General features: G+C 33.2%; 9 protein-coding genes. All 9 read left to right on the forward strand.

Annotated features, from left to right (window positions below; genetic code table 11):
- Nucleotides 1-723: 723 nt before the first annotated feature.
- The 9 genes from MRU_RS04930 (at nucleotide 724) to sstT (ending at nucleotide 20,171) form a co-directional block, all read left to right on the forward strand.
- Entirely contained in the window at nucleotides 724-9,477 is an 8,754-nt protein-coding gene (locus MRU_RS04930; protein WP_012955781.1) for an Ig-like domain repeat protein, read from the forward strand.
- A gap of 903 nt (nucleotides 9,478-10,380) precedes the next feature.
- Entirely contained in the window at nucleotides 10,381-11,223 is an 843-nt protein-coding gene (locus tag MRU_RS04935; RefSeq protein ID WP_012955782.1) for a hypothetical protein, read from the forward strand.
- Nucleotides 11,224-12,176: 953 nt separating this feature from the next.
- Nucleotides 12,177-15,551: a helicase C-terminal domain-containing protein gene (locus MRU_RS04945; RefSeq protein ID WP_012955783.1), complete on the forward strand. Its 3,375-nt coding sequence runs from the start codon at nucleotides 12,177-12,179 to the stop codon at nucleotides 15,549-15,551.
- A 551-nt stretch (nucleotides 15,552-16,102) separates the two neighbouring features.
- A complete protein-coding gene (locus MRU_RS12250; protein WP_083777669.1) occupies nucleotides 16,103-16,180 on the forward strand; it encodes a zinc ribbon domain-containing protein in 78 nt (25 codons plus the stop codon).
- 186 nt (nucleotides 16,181-16,366) lie between these two features.
- A complete protein-coding gene (locus MRU_RS04950; RefSeq protein WP_012955784.1) occupies nucleotides 16,367-16,864 on the forward strand; it encodes a hypothetical protein in 498 nt (165 codons plus the stop codon).
- A gap of 76 nt (nucleotides 16,865-16,940) precedes the next feature.
- A complete protein-coding gene (locus tag MRU_RS12255; RefSeq protein WP_012955785.1) occupies nucleotides 16,941-17,105 on the forward strand; it encodes a DUF2080 family transposase-associated protein in 165 nt (54 codons plus the stop codon).
- A gap of 109 nt (nucleotides 17,106-17,214) precedes the next feature.
- Complete coding sequence (locus MRU_RS04955) at nucleotides 17,215-17,817, forward strand: hypothetical protein (protein WP_012955786.1); 603 nt, start codon at nucleotides 17,215-17,217, stop codon at nucleotides 17,815-17,817.
- 423 nt (nucleotides 17,818-18,240) lie between these two features.
- Entirely contained in the window at nucleotides 18,241-18,657 is a 417-nt protein-coding gene (locus MRU_RS04960) for a hypothetical protein (RefSeq protein WP_012955787.1), read from the forward strand.
- 257 nt (nucleotides 18,658-18,914) lie between these two features.
- Complete coding sequence (gene sstT, locus MRU_RS04965; protein WP_012955788.1) at nucleotides 18,915-20,171, forward strand: serine/threonine transporter SstT; 1,257 nt, start codon at nucleotides 18,915-18,917, stop codon at nucleotides 20,169-20,171.
- The last annotated feature ends 198 nt before the right edge of the window (nucleotides 20,172-20,369 follow it).

Genomic DNA, 20,369 nt, shown 5'->3' on the forward strand with positions numbered 1-20,369 from the left:
GGAGCTAAATAAACTGAAATCTAAAAATCATTAAAGAAAACATATTCGGAATTCTCATAATCATGTTTCATAAAAGGAAACATATTTGGAATTTCATTAACATGTTTTCAATCGATTTTAAACTTCTATTATTTTATTTATTATTTTTATAAACAAGTTTTTGGTAATTTAAGCTTGTTTATAAAACTAATGATAAAAAAAGCAATTTTTTTTGAAGTTTTAAAAAATTCAACTTTGTTTTATTATATATAAAATAAATTTAATGATTTAATTTTATTAAATAATGGAATAAGGCAGTTTAAGACTATTTTATTAATTATTTGATTTGATTGAATAGAAAATAAAGTAGTTTAAGACTATTTTGTTCTTTTTTGATTTAATTAAATCATCATTTTAAAAAATTGTAAGACCTTTAAAAAAGCTATTTAAGCATTGTTAATCTAGCTTTTAGAGTTATTCGTAAAAAATAATCTCTTTTATTAAAATTATTTAATTAACATCATATATGGATAAAAAAATGAAAGTATTAGATTACTCAATAGTTCATCTTTGTTTAATTTAAAAAAACTTTCATAAATCTTTATCTCACTTATTTGGTTAATTATTAGTTTGAATATTCATAAACCTCGTAACTTTAATAAATGATGTTTAAATGCTTTTTAATGATTTTTCAATTATTAGAAATATTTAAACTATTTAATTAATTGAGGTGAAAATATTTTAATGAAAAACAAGGCAATGTTTTTAATATCTGCATTATTGATAGCAGTTATTCTATCTCTCAGTGCTGTAAGTGCTGCAGATGATGCTATTGCTGCAGATATTGATGACATTGACGATTCAATCGAAGTATCTTCTGTAGATCTCTCTGCAGACACAGAGGATATAAGCTATACGGACGTCTCTTTTAATACAAGCAAGGATAAGAATACATTATCCTCAAATATTGTAGAGGAGGGAGATGGTTCATGGTATGTAGACAGTAAGGTTGAAACCACTGGTGATGGTAGTCAATCAAGCCCATATAAGACCATAAAAGAAGCATTTGATGCGTCTGGTGGTAATGGTACTATCTATTTGGCAAGCGGTGTATATAACACCACCAATGATAGGAGTTTTTCATTGGCTTTGGATTCAGGTAATAATCTGTCCATTATTGGTGCTGGCAGCGATGAGACATTAATTGATTTATTATCTCTTTCAAATAATTTTATAAACGTTAGAAATGGAAATAACTTCTATTTGTCTAATGTGAAGCTTATACGTTCTGGAACTACTGCAATTAGTGGAGCCAACATAACTATAGAGGACTCCGTATTTGCCAATTCTTATTATTACGGCGGAGCACCGATTTTGTCTTTAGGTGGCGGTGACAACACTATAAGAAATTGTGTGTTTGTTAACAATTCCGCTGGAAGCTGGTATGGGTCAGGTGTTGCAATTTTAAATGGAAATGCAAATGTATTATTTGACAATTGTCTATTTAAGAATAATACCAACACTAACGGAGGTTCAGTATTCTATACCACTTCATCTAATATCAAGTTGACTTTAAACAATTGTAATGTTACAGAATGTCCTGTAGCTTTCTATGCTTCCTATTTTGGAAATGTGGTATTTAACAATTCATATTTCTATAATAATGATGTGACACGTTTAAACAATAGGTATTGTGCCGTTTTCTATTCAACCGATCCAGGTAATCTAACTATAGATTACTGTAAATTTGAAAACAATACAGGAGTCGATAGTGCTTCTATCATTAGCGCTTATAGCAGTAACCGACCTTTAAATTTAACCGTCACTAATTCTGAGTTCATTGACAATAAGATGGGTAAGAATAGTTATGGCTATTATACTGTCTTCAATAATATCTATATGGGTTCTTGGGGAGGTAATTTATATTTAAAAAACAACACTGGTTCATTTGGAAATTTATCATTTGTTTCAATTAGCTCTGCAAACATTAATTCAGAGATTAATTTGATTGTTCTAGATAATACAACATATGACATTAATGCAATTGAAATAAATGTTATCGGAACTTTAACTGATGATATGGGAAACCCTATTAATATGAGCGGTTTCGATTTATACTTTAACGACACTTTAGTTGGTTCTCAATTAACTTTTGACTCTGGTGTGAATAATTACACATTCAAGGAAGCATTAAGCGGTTCCTATCTTGTGAAATATGTCTATAACTCCACAGCTAATTTCACTAACTTCAATCAAAAGACTTCAGTTATGAACATATCTCCATTGGAAAACATTGATGTATATGTTGCAACTGACGGATCTGATGAAACAGGTGATGGAACAGAGGCAAATCCATATGCGACAGTTGAAAAGGCATTGGATGTTGCTTCAACTGCATTGAATGCAAATGTCTATATTAAAGCTGGAACATACAAATACTATAGATACAGAGCAATAGACACTGCAAATGGTATTTTAAACATTATTGGCTATGACGGTGACGTGACTATTGATATGAATAATGAAACCGCATTTTGTAATGTTTCAAACAGGTCTAATGTATTTATTTCCAATGTAGACTTTGTAAATGGATATTCCCAATATCTTGTAGATAATTATGGAATTATCAACTCCTTTGGTAATTTAATTCTTAGTGAATGTAAATTTAGTGATAATAATGGTTATTATTATATAATTTCTGGTCAATCAACAATTGATTCATGTACATTTGAAAATAATAAGTTCCAACAACAAAATTCTGCTAGGATTTTATTCAATCCAGCATATGTTAACAATGTAACTTTCTATAACATCACTGCCATCGGATTCAGTGCCAATAGCTTGAATCAAAAATATGACTTGACTATAGAAAATTGTAAGTTCTATGATAATGCCAGGATATTAATTTCAAACGGTAATGTGACTATAAGATCTTCTGAATTTGCAAATCTTTCTAATCAGAGAGCATTGGAAACTCAAGGTGTAGTTGTCTTGTCAATAGATGATTGTACCTTTAAAGATTCAGATCAATCAGTAATTTACTTATATGATTATGCCTCCACTACTATTGCAAACATAAGCAATTCCAAATTTATCAATATCACTCACGAAAATCCTGTTTATGTGGGCAATGGTCAGGAAATATATTTAGAGAATAATGAGGTTTCAGATTTGGCTGCTCCTTATGTTTATATAAGAAGCGGTTATGTTGCAAGCCCTATAACCATTTTGGTTTTAAATAATGAAACCATTGAACAGGAAAGCTATGGTGCTACTTTAAAGGCAAAAGTATTGGATGATAGCGAAAATGCAATTTCATTAAATAGTTTCGTATTTGATTTCAATGACGAACAAATCAACGGAAAATTGGTATATGATGAAATGGTAGCTAAATCCATGGGCATTTATGATGGCACTTATTTGGTTAGTGCAAGTTCCACAAATCTTTTAAACCCAATTCTTAAAACAGGTGTTTTAATCATCACTCCATTAATGAATAAAGAGTTATATGTTTCAACTGGAGGATCAGATGAAACAGGTGATGGAACCGAGGTAAATCCATATGCTACACTTAAAAAAGCAATGGATGAAGCTGTCGCATTTAATAACACTATCCATGTAGCAGAAGGAGTATATGCTATTGACACTGCATTGGAAATCGACACCAACACTGCAATTGTAAATATTGTGGGAAGTGGTGAAAATACAGTATTTGACATGAATAATGAAATTAACTTTATAAATACCATTTCTGCAAATTCCATCATTGAATTAAAAGATTTAACACTTGCAAACGCTAAGTCCCCTGCAAATGCAAAAGGAGGATTTATAACCAACTTAGGTAATTTAACTGTAAACAACGTTAATTTCATCAATTCCACTGCTAATAATGGTGCTGCCATTAGAAGCAGCGGTAATTTATCTGTAACTGATTCATACTTCGAAAATACTGTTGCATCAAGTAATGGTGGTGCCATTTGGAGTAATGGCGGAAATAATTATGTATTGAATTCTATTTTTAATAAGACAAGCGCATCAAATTATGGAGGTGCCCTTTATAGCAGAAATTATCTTTACATTAAAGATAACACTTTCATAGATACAAGTGCAAGTGCAGCGAAAAATATATATGTTCAATCTAAAGTTGAGGGAGGAGTTGTTTTAACAGTTATGGATAATTCTACTTGGACTATAAGTACCAGTTCAGTAACTTTCAATGCAACTTTAACTGATGAAAATAATGACCCTATTTATGCATCAAACATTCCAGTATCATTCTATTTGGATGGAATTAAAGTCGCTTCCTCCAGTATTAATGGCGAAAAGGTTACTGCAAACGCCAATTTAAAGATGAATGGTGAACATATTGCATCTGCTAGCTTAGGAACTGCAGAAGACATAACTGTAAAAACAGCAACAGTGAGCTTTGTAAATGATGCAGTCGCACATGACGTATATGTCTCCGCAAACGGGGATGATGAAACCGGTAACGGTACTCAAGAGAACCCATATGCACATATCTCCAAAGCTTTAACTGTAGTTGAGTCCTTAAATGGTGTAATTCATATAATGACCAATCTCACTAATGTACCGGTCAATTCCATTGACGGTTTCTACAATTTAACCATTATGGGTGAAAATAATGAGATATTCATTAAGAACAGTACATCAGGATTTGTTATGCTTAATTCAGGTTCCTTAAACTTGCTTAACTTGAGATTCACTGAAGCAAATTATCCTACTTACTTTATTTTCACCAGAGCAGGATCCAGCTTGTCTTTAGAAAACTGTAGCTATGAAAATGTATATTATCCAAAAGACGGATATTATCCAGTATTCATTGACAGCTCAAGCGATTTCTTAAGCTTGAAAAATTGTAAAGTAATTAATAATGTATTTAATCTTTCAGATTTATCAAGTGGTGTCATACGTTCAAAATCAAACACCACCTTTGAAGACTGTGTTTTCGCAAATAACTCTTACACAAATAGGAATGGTGCTTTAGGCGGAAACTTCCTCTTATTCTCTAATAATCAGAAGGTCTTCTTGAAAAACTGTATTTTTGATAACAACACTGCAAGATTATTGAATTTCCAATCAACATCTGTAGTGGATAATTGTTCATTCACTGAAAACAATGGAACTTTGATTACTGCAAGTTATCCAATTAATATAACTAATAATAACTTTACTTCAAATGATTTGGTAAGTAGTTTGATTGGTGTTTCAGGCAATGCAGAAATTACAAACAACATAGTTAAAGAAAACACTGCAAGTGCATTTGTATTTGCATCTGGAAGTGCTATAGTCAATATTCATGACAATACTCTCAATTTGGGAGACATGCCATATGTAAACTTAACTGGTAACACTAAAATCACAGGTTCCACATTTACATTGACTGTAAACGATAATGACACTTATGAGATTGAAGGTCTTAACCTTGCGTTCAATGCAAGCTTGGTGGATGCTGATGGCAATATAATTTACGGACCATTGGTATACTTCACCTTAAACGGCAGTGACATAATCTCTGCTAATTTAGTCCCTATTGCAATTGCAAACACTAAATTTGGTGGAGAAGGCGAATTCATTGCATCTGCACGTACTGATGCAATGTATGACTCAAGCGAATGGACTATAAAGACTTCAGTATTCAACATCAAGCAAATCGCTGAGAAAATCATATATGTGGACATTTTAGGAAGCGATGAAACCGGTGACGGTTCTGAAGAAAACCCATATGCAAGCTTGGAAAGAGCAGTTCAAGATGCAGGTGGTCTTAATAATATCATATACATCCAACCTGGCGAATATGATAATATGACTTTAGGCAGCCAATATGTATTAATCGACGATCAGACATTATCCATCATTGGTCTATCCAACGAAGTTGATAAGGTCATTATTAAAAACCTTGATAATACATTTGCAGACATTGCTTATGAATATGGAAAATATTCTAATGACCAATTCACATTGGCAAACATTGAATTTGTTGACTCAAGCTTAAGCACTGATTTAATCAGAACCAATTATGTAAATGCTGTTTTAGTTGAAAATGTTGTCTTTGACAATATAACTGTCTCTAATTTAATAAGAGGGGATTCAACTAATCTTGTATTAATCAATTCAACCATTAATGCAATATCCAGCAGTTGCGTACTCAATACAGAAAACATCACTGTTTTGGATTCAGTAATTAGCAATGCATACGGATACAGAATTTTCACTATAGGTGCTCGTCATGCTGCAGATTTAACAATTTATAACTCTGCATTAATCAATAACTCTTACATAGGTGCCTTGATCTATGAGCAATGGACTTCCACCAAAACTCTTGAAAACAACTGGTGGGGCTATAACACCACTGAAGATGATTTAATGGCTTTCACCAATGTGGAAATTACTAACTGGATCGTAGCAGAAGTAACTCCAAGCAGTGACAGCATCAACATCGGAGACAATGTCCAATTCGACATCCTATTAAAACTCAATGATGGCTCTGAATTAACAGATGTTCTCCCAACCCGTATTGTAACTGCTATTGCAGAAAATACCGAGTTTGATGAGGATGAAGTAGAAATAATAGACAACCAAGCTACTATCACTGGAACCGTAACCGGAACTGGTGACATTACAATAACCATAGACGAACAGGACTTTGTATTCCCTGTCAACGGATATGTTGCATACCTTACTGTAGACAATCTTGCAGTAAATGTGGGAGATCCTATAAACGTATGTGTCCTATTGCAGGATGAGTTCGGACCTCTTGCAGGTGAGCTTGTAACAATATGGGTCAATGAAGTTGAGTATAACGATACCACCAATGATGACGGTATGGCTATCTTTGAAATCGATGGACTTGAAAAAGGAAACTACATTGTTACCGCTTCCTTTGCAGGAGATGAGCTCTATGACGGAACAAGCGCTGTCGGATTGATCATGGTATCAGATGCAATCCTATCCATAGACATTCCAGCTGTTGACTATGGCAGCCCTATCACTATCTATGCAACTGTGGAAGACAGCGAAGGAAACCCATTATCCGGTTTGGTCATTGCCACCCTTGACGGTGTCGACTGCAACATCTATGTGGATGCTGGAGAAGGATCCATCACAATCCCTAACGAGCTCTTTGCTGGCGAATACTTGGTAACCGCTAAGCTCTTAGGTGAAAACAATGCTATGGACACTGCATTGCTTGTTGTAAACCCAATTGAAGCTGAACTTATTGTAAGCATAGACAACATTACCTACAATAATCCTGTTGAAGTAGAATTGTCCTCTGAATATGCACTTGACGGAATTGTCATCCTCACAATCGATGGCGTAGACTATGCAATCGAAATCGAAGATGGCGAAGCCATCGCTCTATTGCCTATCCTGCTTGACTCAAAGGATTATGAAGTGACTGCAAAATTCATTGGCGAAAACTTTGACGTTGAAGACGCTACCACAAGCTTTACAGTTGAAGCGATCGAAACTGCATTGACTCTTGAACTTGAAAACAGCACAATCACCTATGGCGACTTTGCCATAGTCAAGGTCTCACTTGTTGATGAGTTAGGAAATCCTATGGACGGTATTGTCACCCTCACTGTAGGAGATCAAACAGGCTCCCTTGCTGTAGTTAATGGAGAAGGCACTGTTTCTGTTCCATATCTTGCTGCAGGCAACTACACTGTAACAGCCAAATTCGAAGGCTCTGCAAACTTCATTTATGATGAAGACAGCGCAAGCCTTGAAGTCACTGCAGACGACAATGTCCAATTTGATATGGACGTAATCGGAAACAGCCTTGTAATAAGCCTCGTTGATGGCAACGACAACCCAATGGATGCAACCGTAACCGTCACAATCGACGGCGAAAGCCAAGATGTCACTGTTGAAAACGGAATAGGATTTGTCTATGACCTTGAAGCTGGAGACCACACAGTAAGCCTAGACTATGATGGAGATGCAGACCACGCCTCTGCAAGCATGGAAGATGAAGTTACAATACTTCCAGACCCTGTAGTTCCTGTATCTGCAAACGCAACCATCGAATTGGCTGTTGTGGGAGACTATGTTGAAGTCACCTTAAAGGACCTTGACGGCAATCCAATTGCTGGCGCTGATCTTGAAGCTGACTTAAATAACTTCTTACTATCCACAGTCACAACAGACGATGACGGTAAGGCTCTTGTAGACTTGTATGGAGAACCTAACTTCAACTTCACAGTTACTGTAGTCTACACAGATGACTTAGGCTCCAGCGTAAGCGCAAGCCTCAACAACATCTATGTTGAAAACGAAACAACAGTCATCATCTATGAGAATGTCACAGTTCCTGTAACCGCTAACGGATCAATGTCTGTAGAAGCAAGCGAAGATGCAATAACCGCAACACTCACTGACAGCGACGGAAAACCATTAGCAAACGCTACAGTCACCGCTGTAATAGACGGAGTCGAAACCAACTTCACAACCGATGAAAGCGGCAAATTGACTGTACCTATAGATGAAAACTCCACTGTAGAGCTAAGCTACACCGACGACAACGGCGCATCAGTGACCTATACAACCAAAGTGGTCACCAACGAAGTGCCAGTCCCAGTCCCTGTACCTGTCCCTGTAACCGTTAACGGAACCATCGCACTTGCAACCGAAGATGGCAAGTCAATCGTTGCAACACTCACAGACAGCGACGGAAAAGCAATAGCAGACGCAGAACTAACCATCAGCGTAAACGGACAAGAATCCACAGTAAAAACCGACGCAAACGGTAAGGCAACAGTAGACGTAGAAGGCAACACAACAGTTGTAGCCACCTACAAGGATGCAAACAACCTCACCGCAACCGGATACATGAACCTAGTGGTCATAGTAAACGAAACAATAATCAACGAAACCATAATAGTAATCCCTAACAGAACAGAAACTGTAATCGATTACCAAAACATGACCACAACCGTAGTCGCAAGCGCTGACGGAAGAATAGGCGAATACTTCACAGTAGTCTTAAGAGACGACAAAGGAAACGCATTAGCAGACAAGCCAATCAAGATAGGATTCAACGGAAGAGTATACGACCGTGTAACAGATGAAAACGGTAGCGCAAAACTCCAAATCAACCTAGGATACAAAGGAACATACACCTTTGCAATAGGATTCCTCGGAGACGACAACTACACCGGAGCATTCGAAGTGGCAAAGATCACAGTCAATCTACAGACTCCAAAACTAAGCACTTCATCTAAAACCTATAAGGCAAGCGCTAAGACAAAAGCCTTAACTGCAACCCTTAAGACAGTAAACGGAAACGGAATAAGCAACAAGAAAATAAGCTTCACCGTAAACGGAAAAACCTACAGCGGAACAACCAACGACAAGGGAGTCGCTACTGTAAAGGTAAGCCTTTCCACAAAAGGAACCTACAGCTTCACAGCCAAATTCGCAGGCGACGACCAATTCGCTAAAGTGACTGCAAACGGAAAATTAACAATAAAATAGATTAATTGACAAGTTTGTAGATTTTAGACCAATGTCTAAAATCTACTGTCAATCTTGTAAATGAGGATGTTTTATTTGGATGATTTTCTAGGAATTTTTAAAAAACAAGTTCTTTTTTAGAAGGTGATTGGTGATTATAGATTGCCTTCTTATTTTTTTATTTTATTTTAATAAATTTTAAGCTTTTAAATGTATTAATTGATTTAACTATTTTTAGAGTATTTATTCTATTTATAATCTATTTTGGACTTTTTTTAGACTATTTAATTATTTTTAATACTTTTTCAACAATTTTTTGCACTGTTTTTCATTCACCCCTCCCTAGAACTATTTTTTCCAATTTTAAATTTTTTCACCATATTTTCTCAGTTTTTCAGCTATTTTTAGGACTCTCTTTTCCAATTTTCAATCATTTTAAAAAATTTTACAATATTTTTCCCTAATTTTTAAGCTGTTTTTTTTTCAAAGATTTTTACACCAAATCATAATCAATTTGCAAAATTTCCATCATTTTTCACCATATAAAAAAATCAGCATTTTATCATCCAATTATTATTTTAATTCATTTAATAAAATAAATCAAATTTTGCCTTTTATATTAACTTAAAACAATCAATATTCAATACCCAATCAATACATCACTTCTAAACAGCCATTCCACTTTTAAGTCAATATTGTTTTCATATCAAAACAATTTACTACTTTCAAGTCAATTTCATATCCTTAGGTCAATTTCACATTATCACATCAATATTGTTTTGATTTCGCTATAATTTACTATTTTCAAGTAAATTTTGATTTAACTGTGTTAAAGTTGTTTGATTTAAGAATAGATAGGTTTAAATACTTATTTGTACAAAATAAGATTACTTGAAAATTTTTGAAAAATATGGAGTCAATAAAATGTCTAAAGGATATCCCAATTTTTATGATAGGATGATGAAGAATATAGCATCCTATGATTTGAAATCATTCTTTTTATTCTTTGGACTGGATTGCATTCCATATTTTTCAATAGCCAATGAGGTAGTTGACGGAGGTTTGAATCTAAGCTTATTGGATTTGCCTGTTTGCACTTCAAAAGGAATTGTAAATTTTGAATTTCAATTTGATAGGGATGAGGCGGATGATAGGAGATTTATAAGATATGGCGTTCAATTATATGAGAAATATGGATTTCCAGTTATGTCTGTAGTGATAGACTTTAAAGCCCAAGAGGATGAGCCTTTTCCAATTGAAATAAGCAAGGGATGCGTGTTTACTATATATGTCAAATCGTTAAACGAAAGAAATCCGGACATAGTTTTAAATAATATAAATGATAAACTCGCAATTAATGAAAAACCTTTAGGTAAAGATCTCACAGGTCTAAAATTGCTTCCTTTTTTGGATTTGGATAGAAAAATAGAATTGTTGGATAAGGCTACTGAAGTCTTATTTTCCTTAGATAAGAATTTAGTTGGCTTACGTGAGATAAAACATCTTATGAGGGTTATAATGTTTTATTCCCATCAATGGAATTATGAGGAGAATTTGGATAGATTAGGGAGATGGTCAATAATGGTTGATGATTTAAGTCAGGATGCTGTTGTTCATTTTGGTAAAGTTAATAGAAAGAAAGGTAGAGAAGAAAGGTCTTATGAAGTTGCAAGATATATGATTGATGATGGCTTTTCAGCAGAGGATGTTTCTAAATATAGTCGTTTGGATCTATCAATTGTAAACCAGCTAATGCTAATGAAATAACTTTTCTATTCCTTTATCTTTTTAAAATCATTTTTTTTTTAATTTTTCTAATTTAATCTTTTTTTATAATGCCCTTCTTTTTTTTAATTGTAATATACAATAATTTTTATTTATTTTTAATAAAAATTATAATTTATGATTTATTTTATTTTAACATACATTAAGATAATTTAAATAAATAATAATTAATTAATAATAATTATTTCTATTTTTAATACATTTTAATCTATTTTATTAAATCATATCCTTATCATAAATTTTAATATGTAATAATTTTATAGAAAGATTTATATAATATTATTACAATAATATAAATTGTAGCTTGAATCGAAAGATTCAAACTCAAAACATATGTAATGGGTGACGTAAAGAGGGTGAATATGTATTGATTATATATTTAGTCTCTTGACTAGGCTTTTAATTTTCATGAGAGTTATATTTAGAATAAAAAACTTCATTTTGTTCTTTATAATTAAGTTTAAATATCCAACCCCCCCCCACTTATTATTTAAATTTAATATAATCTCATGAAGATTATTAGTTTTATTTATTACAAAATGCATTTTTTTATAGAAAAGATTATTTTTACTCAAACTTTAGTCTTTTCATATCTAATTTCTTCATCACATCATCATTTCAATTCAATTCATTGGCTGAGCATAATTTTTTCGTATCTAATTTCTTCATCATCATTTAAAATTCACATATTTTCATAAAAAATATTAGTTTGCTAATGCTCTCTCACTTCATTTATATATGAAAACTATTATAACATAATATAATCAAAAGTTCATTAATTTTTAACACACTTATTTGTCTAAACATATCAAATAATTAATCGCACTTTTAAATAAATCAATAGAAAAAAGTCATTATTTTATTAAGAAAAATTTTAGGCATAAAAGAGTCAAGATAATTATCAAATCAACATTAATTTTAAATAAATAAGAGTCATGTCAAGAAAAAGCAAAGAGAAATATGAGTGGGACTACAGCACCTACTCAAAGGTGGATCCTAAGGTAAGAAGCTACTTTCCGTTTGCCAAGGCTAGGCCTCAGCAGCTTGAGACAATCTCAGAAATCCATGAGGCCATAGAGAAAGGATACAAGTACATAGTACTTGAGGCTGGAACAGGTACCGGAAAGTCTGCAATTGCAGCCACCCTTGCCATGTGCTACGGCGATGCCTACATACTCACCATGACCAAGCAGCTTCAGAGGCAATATACAAAGGACTTTGAGGATTATGACTTTGCCCTTGTGAAGGGCAGAAGCAACTTCGATTGCCTGAAGTATATGGAAGAGGCAATAGAGGAAAGCTGTGACATGGGAAGATGCGTCCTTGAGGGGCATAAGTGCAGCTATAAGGTGAATCAGTTCAATCTCTATAAGAAAGACCCTGGGGAATGCTGCCCATACTTCCATCAAAGGGCGATAGCCCTGAATTCAGACATAGTCATCACAAACTATTCCTATCTCTTTGCCGAGCTTAACTTCAACAACGACTTCAAGGCCAAGAGGCTTCTCATATGCGACGAGGCACATAACCTTGAAAGCAAGATAATGGATCTGATTTCCCTTGAGTTCACAAGACGCCAGCTAAAGGATGAGGTTGGAATAAATCTCTCTAAGGAGACTCTGAAGGACCTTGATGAGAAGGGCTACACATCCTGGCTGCAGTTTATAAAGAGGGTCTGTGAAAGGTATGGGGATAAGAGCAAGGAAACAAAGAAGGCATTAGGCAAGCGAAAAAGCCTAACCCTTCACAGAAGGTCTGAAAACCTAAAAAGAAGACTTGAGGACTTTAAGAGGTTTTCAAATTACATTGCAATAGACCCGGACAATTGGATTATGGATTATGACCCCCACAGCCAAAAGCTTTCATTCAAGCCGATAAGGATTGACAAGTATGCAAGCGAGGTCCTCCTTAAGCATGCAGATGTCTGCATCTTCATGAGCGGAACCATCCTTAACCATCACCAGTTTGCAAAATGGCTTGGAATCGAGGAGGATGAAATCTATCCCATACGTAGAAAGTCTCCATTTGATATTAGAAGAAACCCAATCAGAACATACTCAGGCTTTGACATGACCTATAGGAACCTTGGATCATCTGCAAAAAGGTCAGTTCCTGTGATAAGGGAGATATTGGAAAGGCATAATGGGGAGAAGGGAATAATCCATACCGTCAGCTATCAGTGCAAGGAGTTTCTAAAGAAGGAACTCAACAATCCCAGACTTTTGGACCATGAGACAAAAGACAGGGAAAAGGTTTTGGAAAAGTTTAAAAAGTCAGATGAGCCTTTGGTATTAATAAGCCCATCCATGAACGAGGGAGTTGACCTGCCGGGAGACCTGTGCAGGTTCCAGATAATCTATAAGATACCATATCCTAACATTTCAGACAAGCAGACTAATATAAGAAGAAAGAAGGAAAAGATTTGGTATGACTATCAGACTGCAATCAATCTTGTGCAGACCTATGGCAGGGGAATGAGGTCAGAGGATGACTATTGTACTACATACTTCATTGACAGCAGGATAAAGAGTTATTTGAAGAGGGACAGCATTAGGAATAATCTGATTCCAGACTTCTTTAAGGAGGCTGTTGATGTGGAGGCAGCTGAGATTGAGAAAAATCCAATTAGAAAGGCTTCTGATGCCTCTGCTATTGCTAAATATGAGGGGTCAGAATTTTCTGATGGTTCTGATAATGATAAAAATTTAAAAATAGATGATTCCACTTCTAAATCTCAAAAGGACAGTAAAAACACTTTCAAAAAGTCTGATGTGAGAACAAAATATGCTTTAATGAAAAAGGGAAAAGACCTGGCAAGAACAAACAAGAAGGAAGCAATCGCATTTTACAAATCCCTATTAATGCATAAATGCTTTAAGAATGATTATTATCCATATAGAAAGCTTGTTGTCCTTTATGACAAGACAAAGGACTATAAAAACGAATTGGGACTAATCAAATTCTTCTTCAATAGGGGAATCCACTGTCCAAGACTCTACTATTTCTGGTTTTTAAACAAGCTTTTAAAGCTATCTGAAAGAGGATTGATTACTAAAGAGGAAATTAAAGAGCTTGAAAAAGAGTATATGTCAAAGGGATTTAAGAACAAATCCGTCCAAAGCAGCTCTATGATAATTGCAGATAGAATCGAACATTACTATGGAGATACATATGTGCTCTCAGAGCATAAGTTCAACAATAAGTTAAAGTCTAAGGAGATTATAGAAGAGGGAAAATACTTTGAGAGAACCGGAAACTACCAAAAGGCAATTGACTTATATTCAGAGGCAATATTCGACAGGCATTTCAATAATTACTCATTCTATCAAAGGATATGCTTCTCTTTGGAAGAGCTGGAGGATTATGAAAGGGAATTGGAATACATTAATTCTTATTTTGACAATGATAGTATCAAAAAGTCTGAAACCAGTGAAAAGTGGTTTAATAAGAGATTGGATAAGGTCAATGGGCTTTTGGAACTTAAGAATAATGAGAAAAACATATCTTCTGAGGTTAAATCTTCCGATGAAGATTCAATTTTAAACCCATCCAATATTGATTTAATGGAATACGATGATTCATTAAGTCTGGAAGACAATATCCAAAGAAAGATGGAACTTAAAGAGCATGCAATGGAACTTAGGAGAAATAAGAATTATTCAGAATTAATCTCTTTTTTAAATGCACTGACTAAAAACTCCTATTTTGAAAACGACTATTATCCATTCAGGCATCTATGTTCAATATATGAGCAAATCAAGCATTACTCTTCAATGAAGGATTCAATTAAGGACATGCTTTATGCAGATGTTTATTTAACTGACTATCAGCTAGTATGGCTAAAGAGCAAAAGGGAAATAGTTGATGCTCAGATAGGCCTTGATGATGTCCTATTCAATCAATGGATAGACCACTACAAGAGCCATGGGGCAAGAAACAAGTCAAAGGCCAACTCTCCAGTGCCTCTTGCAGACAGACTAATCAAAAAAGATGAAAATTACAATGTTTCAACTTCTGAGGAATTCGATTTCACCCAGAAGAAATATGAATTGACTGAAAAGGGAAGATCTTTAGAGAGAAAGGGAAGATATGAAGAGGCTGCTGAGTTTTATATGGATATAATTAAAGAGAAGAAGTATCACCATTATGACTTTTATAAAAGGCTTTGCTTCTCCTTGGATGAGATACCTGATTATGAAAGGGAATTGAAGGCAATCAAGTTGTATTATACCTGCCCTCCAATCTTTACAGATGATACCAGTGACAGATGGTTTGAAAAGAGGTTGGAAAAGGTCAATTCTAAAATCTAGACTTCAATTTTGAAGACTAATGTTTTTTTCTTCTGATTTTTCATCTGAAATTTTTAAGGGAATAATTGATTTTTTTATTTTTTTTATTAAATTTACTTGTTCTAAATTTTTAGAACACAAAGTTTATATACTTTGATACATATAATATAATTGTGGATAAAAAGTGTATGAAATTAATTTTAACTATATTTTCATATGTCTTTTTTAGAAAAAAATAAATAAAAACTTTCAATTTAAAATTTTATCAATAATTTAACAATAATTTTCATTTTTGGATAAATTTTTATTGATTAAATTTTTATGGTTTTTATTATATTTTTTTCAATAACAAATTAAAAATGTCATTGTCCAATGAAGAAAGAACAAGTTTATATACTATGAAGTTCAATATAATATTGTATAAGAAAATTAAAATTTAGGAATAAAAATTATTTGGATTGATTGTATAGAAAAATTAAATTTCCGAATAAAAATAATTAAAATTTCAAAATATCAATAGAGTAAAAGCAATTAAAGTTTCAAATACGATTTAAGATCAATGGTGTGATAAGATGTTTTGTCCGAATTGCGGTGGCTGGATTGATGAAGGGGATGTGATCTGTCCCCACTGTGGAATCCAGGTTCGCTAATATCAATTTCATAAAGGGGGTTAGTTTTATAAATTATCTTATATTCTAAGGGGGTGGAATATAATTTAATTTATAAAATTTTAATTACATCCATAATAATTTTCATTGTATCATATTTTCATTCTTGGAAGGTCCATTCATTTTTATGAGTGGATTTTCCCAAAAAAACAATTGAGGGGGTTTAAGATGGGAAAGATAACAAATAGAAAAGAGGCATTAAGCAAGAGAGACCAGATAGAAAAGCTTCAAGGGGAATCTTTTGAAGGTGACGACAACATTGACTGGTTTGGCAGAATCGAGGAGATAGTGATTGATGACGATTACTGCATCTATCAAATCGGCAAATATTCAAAATTATCTAATTATTACTATGATGACTTTGAGGAATATTCTAAAGAGTATGGCCAAGAGAATCCATTGAATCTTTGCTTTGAGGAAATAATTTCCTATTTGTCTAAGATCGTTCTCGGCGACTTTGGAGACAACGTCAAAGCCGAATGCATTGGCAAGGGAGGGATAGTTGAAGTGAATGGATTGAACTTCCATCCTGTTTCCCGGATAGACATTGCTGATTTGAATGGAGAAAGCTTTGTATATCTTTATGATGACAATGATCTCATTGCAAGAATTCCATTCTTTGACATAACCAGCTATAAGATAACTGCTCCTGAAGAGAGCGTTTAAATCATTTTATGGATTTTTCAGGGGAAAAAGTCTTAAATTATGATTATAAATTAAAATTATTCAAAATAAAACGAAATTGGGGGTTAATTGCATTAGAGTTGTAATAGACAATGCAGAAGAAAGTATAACAAAGGTGGCTAAGGCCCATGGAAATGGGGCTTTGGTGTTGGTTCCAAAACGATGGATCGGCAGGAAGGTACAGATAACCTTGCTGGAGGAAGAGGACAAACTGATGTTTTAATTAAAAACAAATTGATGTTTTAACTAAAAAAATATTCTAAAACAATAAAATAATTATTTGATCTCAAATATCCTTTTAAAGGAAAAAATTATAAGAGGGGGAATTTATTATGAACAGTTGTGCTGTTGATGTAAAAGAAAATAGTATTGAATCCGCAATGGGCATCAATACAAGTGAAAGCGATAGCTTTCAATTAAACACTATCAGTTCCGTTGATATTGGAGATAAATTCAAATCAAGCGGAGCAACAAACTATCTTGAAAGCATTAAAGCTTGGAAAAACATTGAAAAGATTATCGATTGCTTAGTCCCATCTGATTTGGAGGAAGTGTTTTCAATCTCTTCAAATAATAATTTCAAGATCAATTGGGATGAAAAGGCATTATATGATGTATTATACACAAATGAATCTTCCATATTTGTCCCATTAGGCTGTATGGAACAAGTAGGCAATGGATATTATATCATGAACCATAAGGATATGGTCTATTCTAATCCAGATGACTTCATCCATGAAAATGGTGTTTATGGATTGATTATCAGATTCGACAATAATATGATTCAATCCGAATATGCATATTGCGAATATAATTCCGGACTTTCCTTAGACGGAGAAAATTGTGACTTCGTTAAAATGGACTTTATATCAGGGGAAGACACCGTAGAAAATTATATTTTCGATTCTTTGAATGGATTTAATCTTTTTAATTAACTTTTTATTTTTTTAATTCTCATTCATTTTTAATTCTTGTTTTTTATTTAAATTATTTTTAATTTTAACACTTATTTTTCATTTTAACTTCATAAAATCTTATTTTATAAATTCAACTCTTTTTATTAATTCTATATTAATTTAAACAATAATTCATAATATTTCTATTTAAATAACAATTCTCCTAATGGTTTACTATTTATTATAAATATAAAAACGATTTTCCTTACGGTTTACTATTTATTAACAATGGTAAACCGTTTATATATGGTAATATATTGTAAACTCTTTTTATAGAGAATTTAGACAATTTTTCATAGTTAATTTTATATATAAAGAAATCTAAATAATAATTTACGAATTAATTGATAAAATGAATTGAAATTAAAAGGGTCGATAAGTAATTGAAAAAGGTGTATTTCTATGTATTATTATAAATTAGAGTCTTTTGACTATGATGAGCATTGGACGGCATTCTATGTTTCAAATAAAAAGTATTCCGACGATGAATTCAAAAAGATAGTTAAGGATGCTTATATTGAAACTTGCAAGCATATTTCAGAAAATCAAAAGCCAGTATCAAAATTTAACTATATGATTGATTCTGTCATTTTTGATATCTTGCAGGAAAGCGATAAAGATAAGAGTCAGCCATGCCACTATTTCAATAGGATATTAAAAGACAGGCACGATTTAATTAATTTGGACGATTGTTTAGATTCTAAATTGGAATTTGTTGAACAAAATGGCGGTAATGATAATTTGAGGGAGTTTTATGACAAAAGAAGTGAGTATATTCTTGTGGGTATATCAGATGATGATAATAAGGGATACATATAATGAATAATCCTTTATTATTTTTCCTTATCTGGAGCAATTTTAAAAATATCTAATTTAAATAAAGTTTAGGGGCATTAAACTTATTTAAAGCTAAAATAACATTTATTAATTCAAATAAATCCAGACTTTCTAATGTCCAATTAACAAATTCTTAAAATAAAAATTTTAATTATATATATTATGAAAAATAAAAATTTAATTAACTTAATTAATTAAATCTCATTATTAATTAGAATTATTTTTATTTGAGGAATTTTATGAACAAATATATTAAAAAATGGACAGAATCAAGTCTGATTTTAAAGATCATCGGTGGTTTGATTATCGGATCCGTATTAGGAATCCTTGTACCTCAATATAAGTTAATTGGACTTCCAGGAGAGCTATTTGTAACTGCTTTAAAGGCTATTGCTCCTATTCTTGTATTTATTTTAGTGGCTTCAGCTCTATCTAGGGCAAGCGAAGGAATAGGCAGTCGTTTTAAAACAGTAATTGTTTTATATTTATTTTCAACTTTCCTATCTGCTATGGTAGCTGTAACTGGAAGCTATCTCTTCCCAGTTGGCATGCATTTGACAGACGCTAGTGATGTGGCAGCACCTGGCGGATTGGGGGAAGTCATAAGTTCCATGCTTCTTAAGATCTTTGCAAATCCTTTGCAATCCTTATCTCAAGGGGATTATTTGGGAATTCTCTTTTGGGCTATTGTAATAGGACTATGCTTAAAGAAAATTGCTAGCGACAGCACATTGGATGTTTTCTCCGACTTGGCAGATGCAACCAGCTTGGCTGTTAGGGGAATTATTCAATTTGCCCCTATAGGTATTATGGGGCTTGTATTTAGTGCTGTATCCGAAAGTGGATTAAGCATTTTCATCCAATACGGTCAATTGGTCTTATTGCTTGTTGGATGTATTGCAACGGTTGCATTTGTAACAGACCCTATCATTGCAGCATTTGCCTTAAGGCGCAATCCTTATCCTCTTGTTTTGACTTGTCTTAAGGAAAGCGGAATAACTGCATTCTTTACAAGAAGCTCAGCAGCAAACATTCCTGTAAATATGAGGCTTTGTGAAAGATTAGGCCTTGACAAGGACTTCTATTCAATAAGTATTCCTCTAGGTTCCACAATCAATATGGAAGGTGCTGCTGTTACAATCACAGTTATGACCTTGGCAGTATGCCATACTTTAGGAATCAGCGTTGACTTGCCTACAACAATTGTTCTATGTATCATTTCCACTTTGGCGGCTTGCGGTTCCTCTGGTGTAGCAGGAGGTTCTTTGCTCCTTATTCCAATGGCATGTTCCCTATTTGGAATACCTTCAGACATTTCAATGCAGGCCATAGCAGTGGGATTCATCATTGGAGTTGTTCAGGACTCATGTGAAACTGCCCTTAACTCAAGCGGAGATGCATTATTCTCTGCAACAGCAGAATATCATGACAGAGTCAAAAGAGGGGAAGATATGAACTTCCTAGGTGAATTTGCTAAAGATAAGGCAAAACAATAAAATTTAACCTTTTTTATTTTTTTATCCATTTTTCTATTTTTAATCGTTTTTTATTTAATTAAAGAGTTTTATGATTGTTTTAATTATAATAAAATTAGAACAGCAACTATTCCACTTATACATAAAATAATGAATTACTTATCTTTAGAACAATAAATCTCTTAATTTTTATAAGAATTTTTCTAAAATTATAAAACT

This window comes from Methanobrevibacter ruminantium M1 (assembly GCF_000024185.1).
Lineage (GTDB): Archaea > Methanobacteriota > Methanobacteria > Methanobacteriales > Methanobacteriaceae > Methanobrevibacter > Methanobrevibacter ruminantium.

What these genes read in the sequence shown, in the direction of transcription:
- MRU_RS04955 (WP_012955786.1), top strand. Translation starts at nt 17,215, where the DNA reads ATGAACAGTTGTGCTGTTGATGTAAAAGAAAATAGTATTGAATCCGCA.
- MRU_RS12250 (WP_083777669.1), top strand. Translation starts at nt 16,103, where the DNA reads ATGTTTTGTCCGAATTGCGGTGGCTGGATTGATGAAGGGGATGTGATC.
- MRU_RS04930 (WP_012955781.1), top strand. Translation starts at nt 724, where the DNA reads ATGAAAAACAAGGCAATGTTTTTAATATCTGCATTATTGATAGCAGTT.
- MRU_RS04945 (WP_012955783.1), top strand. Translation starts at nt 12,177, where the DNA reads ATGTCAAGAAAAAGCAAAGAGAAATATGAGTGGGACTACAGCACCTAC.
- sstT (WP_012955788.1), top strand. Translation starts at nt 18,915, where the DNA reads ATGAACAAATATATTAAAAAATGGACAGAATCAAGTCTGATTTTAAAG.
- MRU_RS04935 (WP_012955782.1), top strand. Translation starts at nt 10,381, where the DNA reads ATGTCTAAAGGATATCCCAATTTTTATGATAGGATGATGAAGAATATA.
- MRU_RS04950 (WP_012955784.1), top strand. Translation starts at nt 16,367, where the DNA reads ATGGGAAAGATAACAAATAGAAAAGAGGCATTAAGCAAGAGAGACCAG.
- MRU_RS04960 (WP_012955787.1), top strand. Translation starts at nt 18,241, where the DNA reads ATGTATTATTATAAATTAGAGTCTTTTGACTATGATGAGCATTGGACG.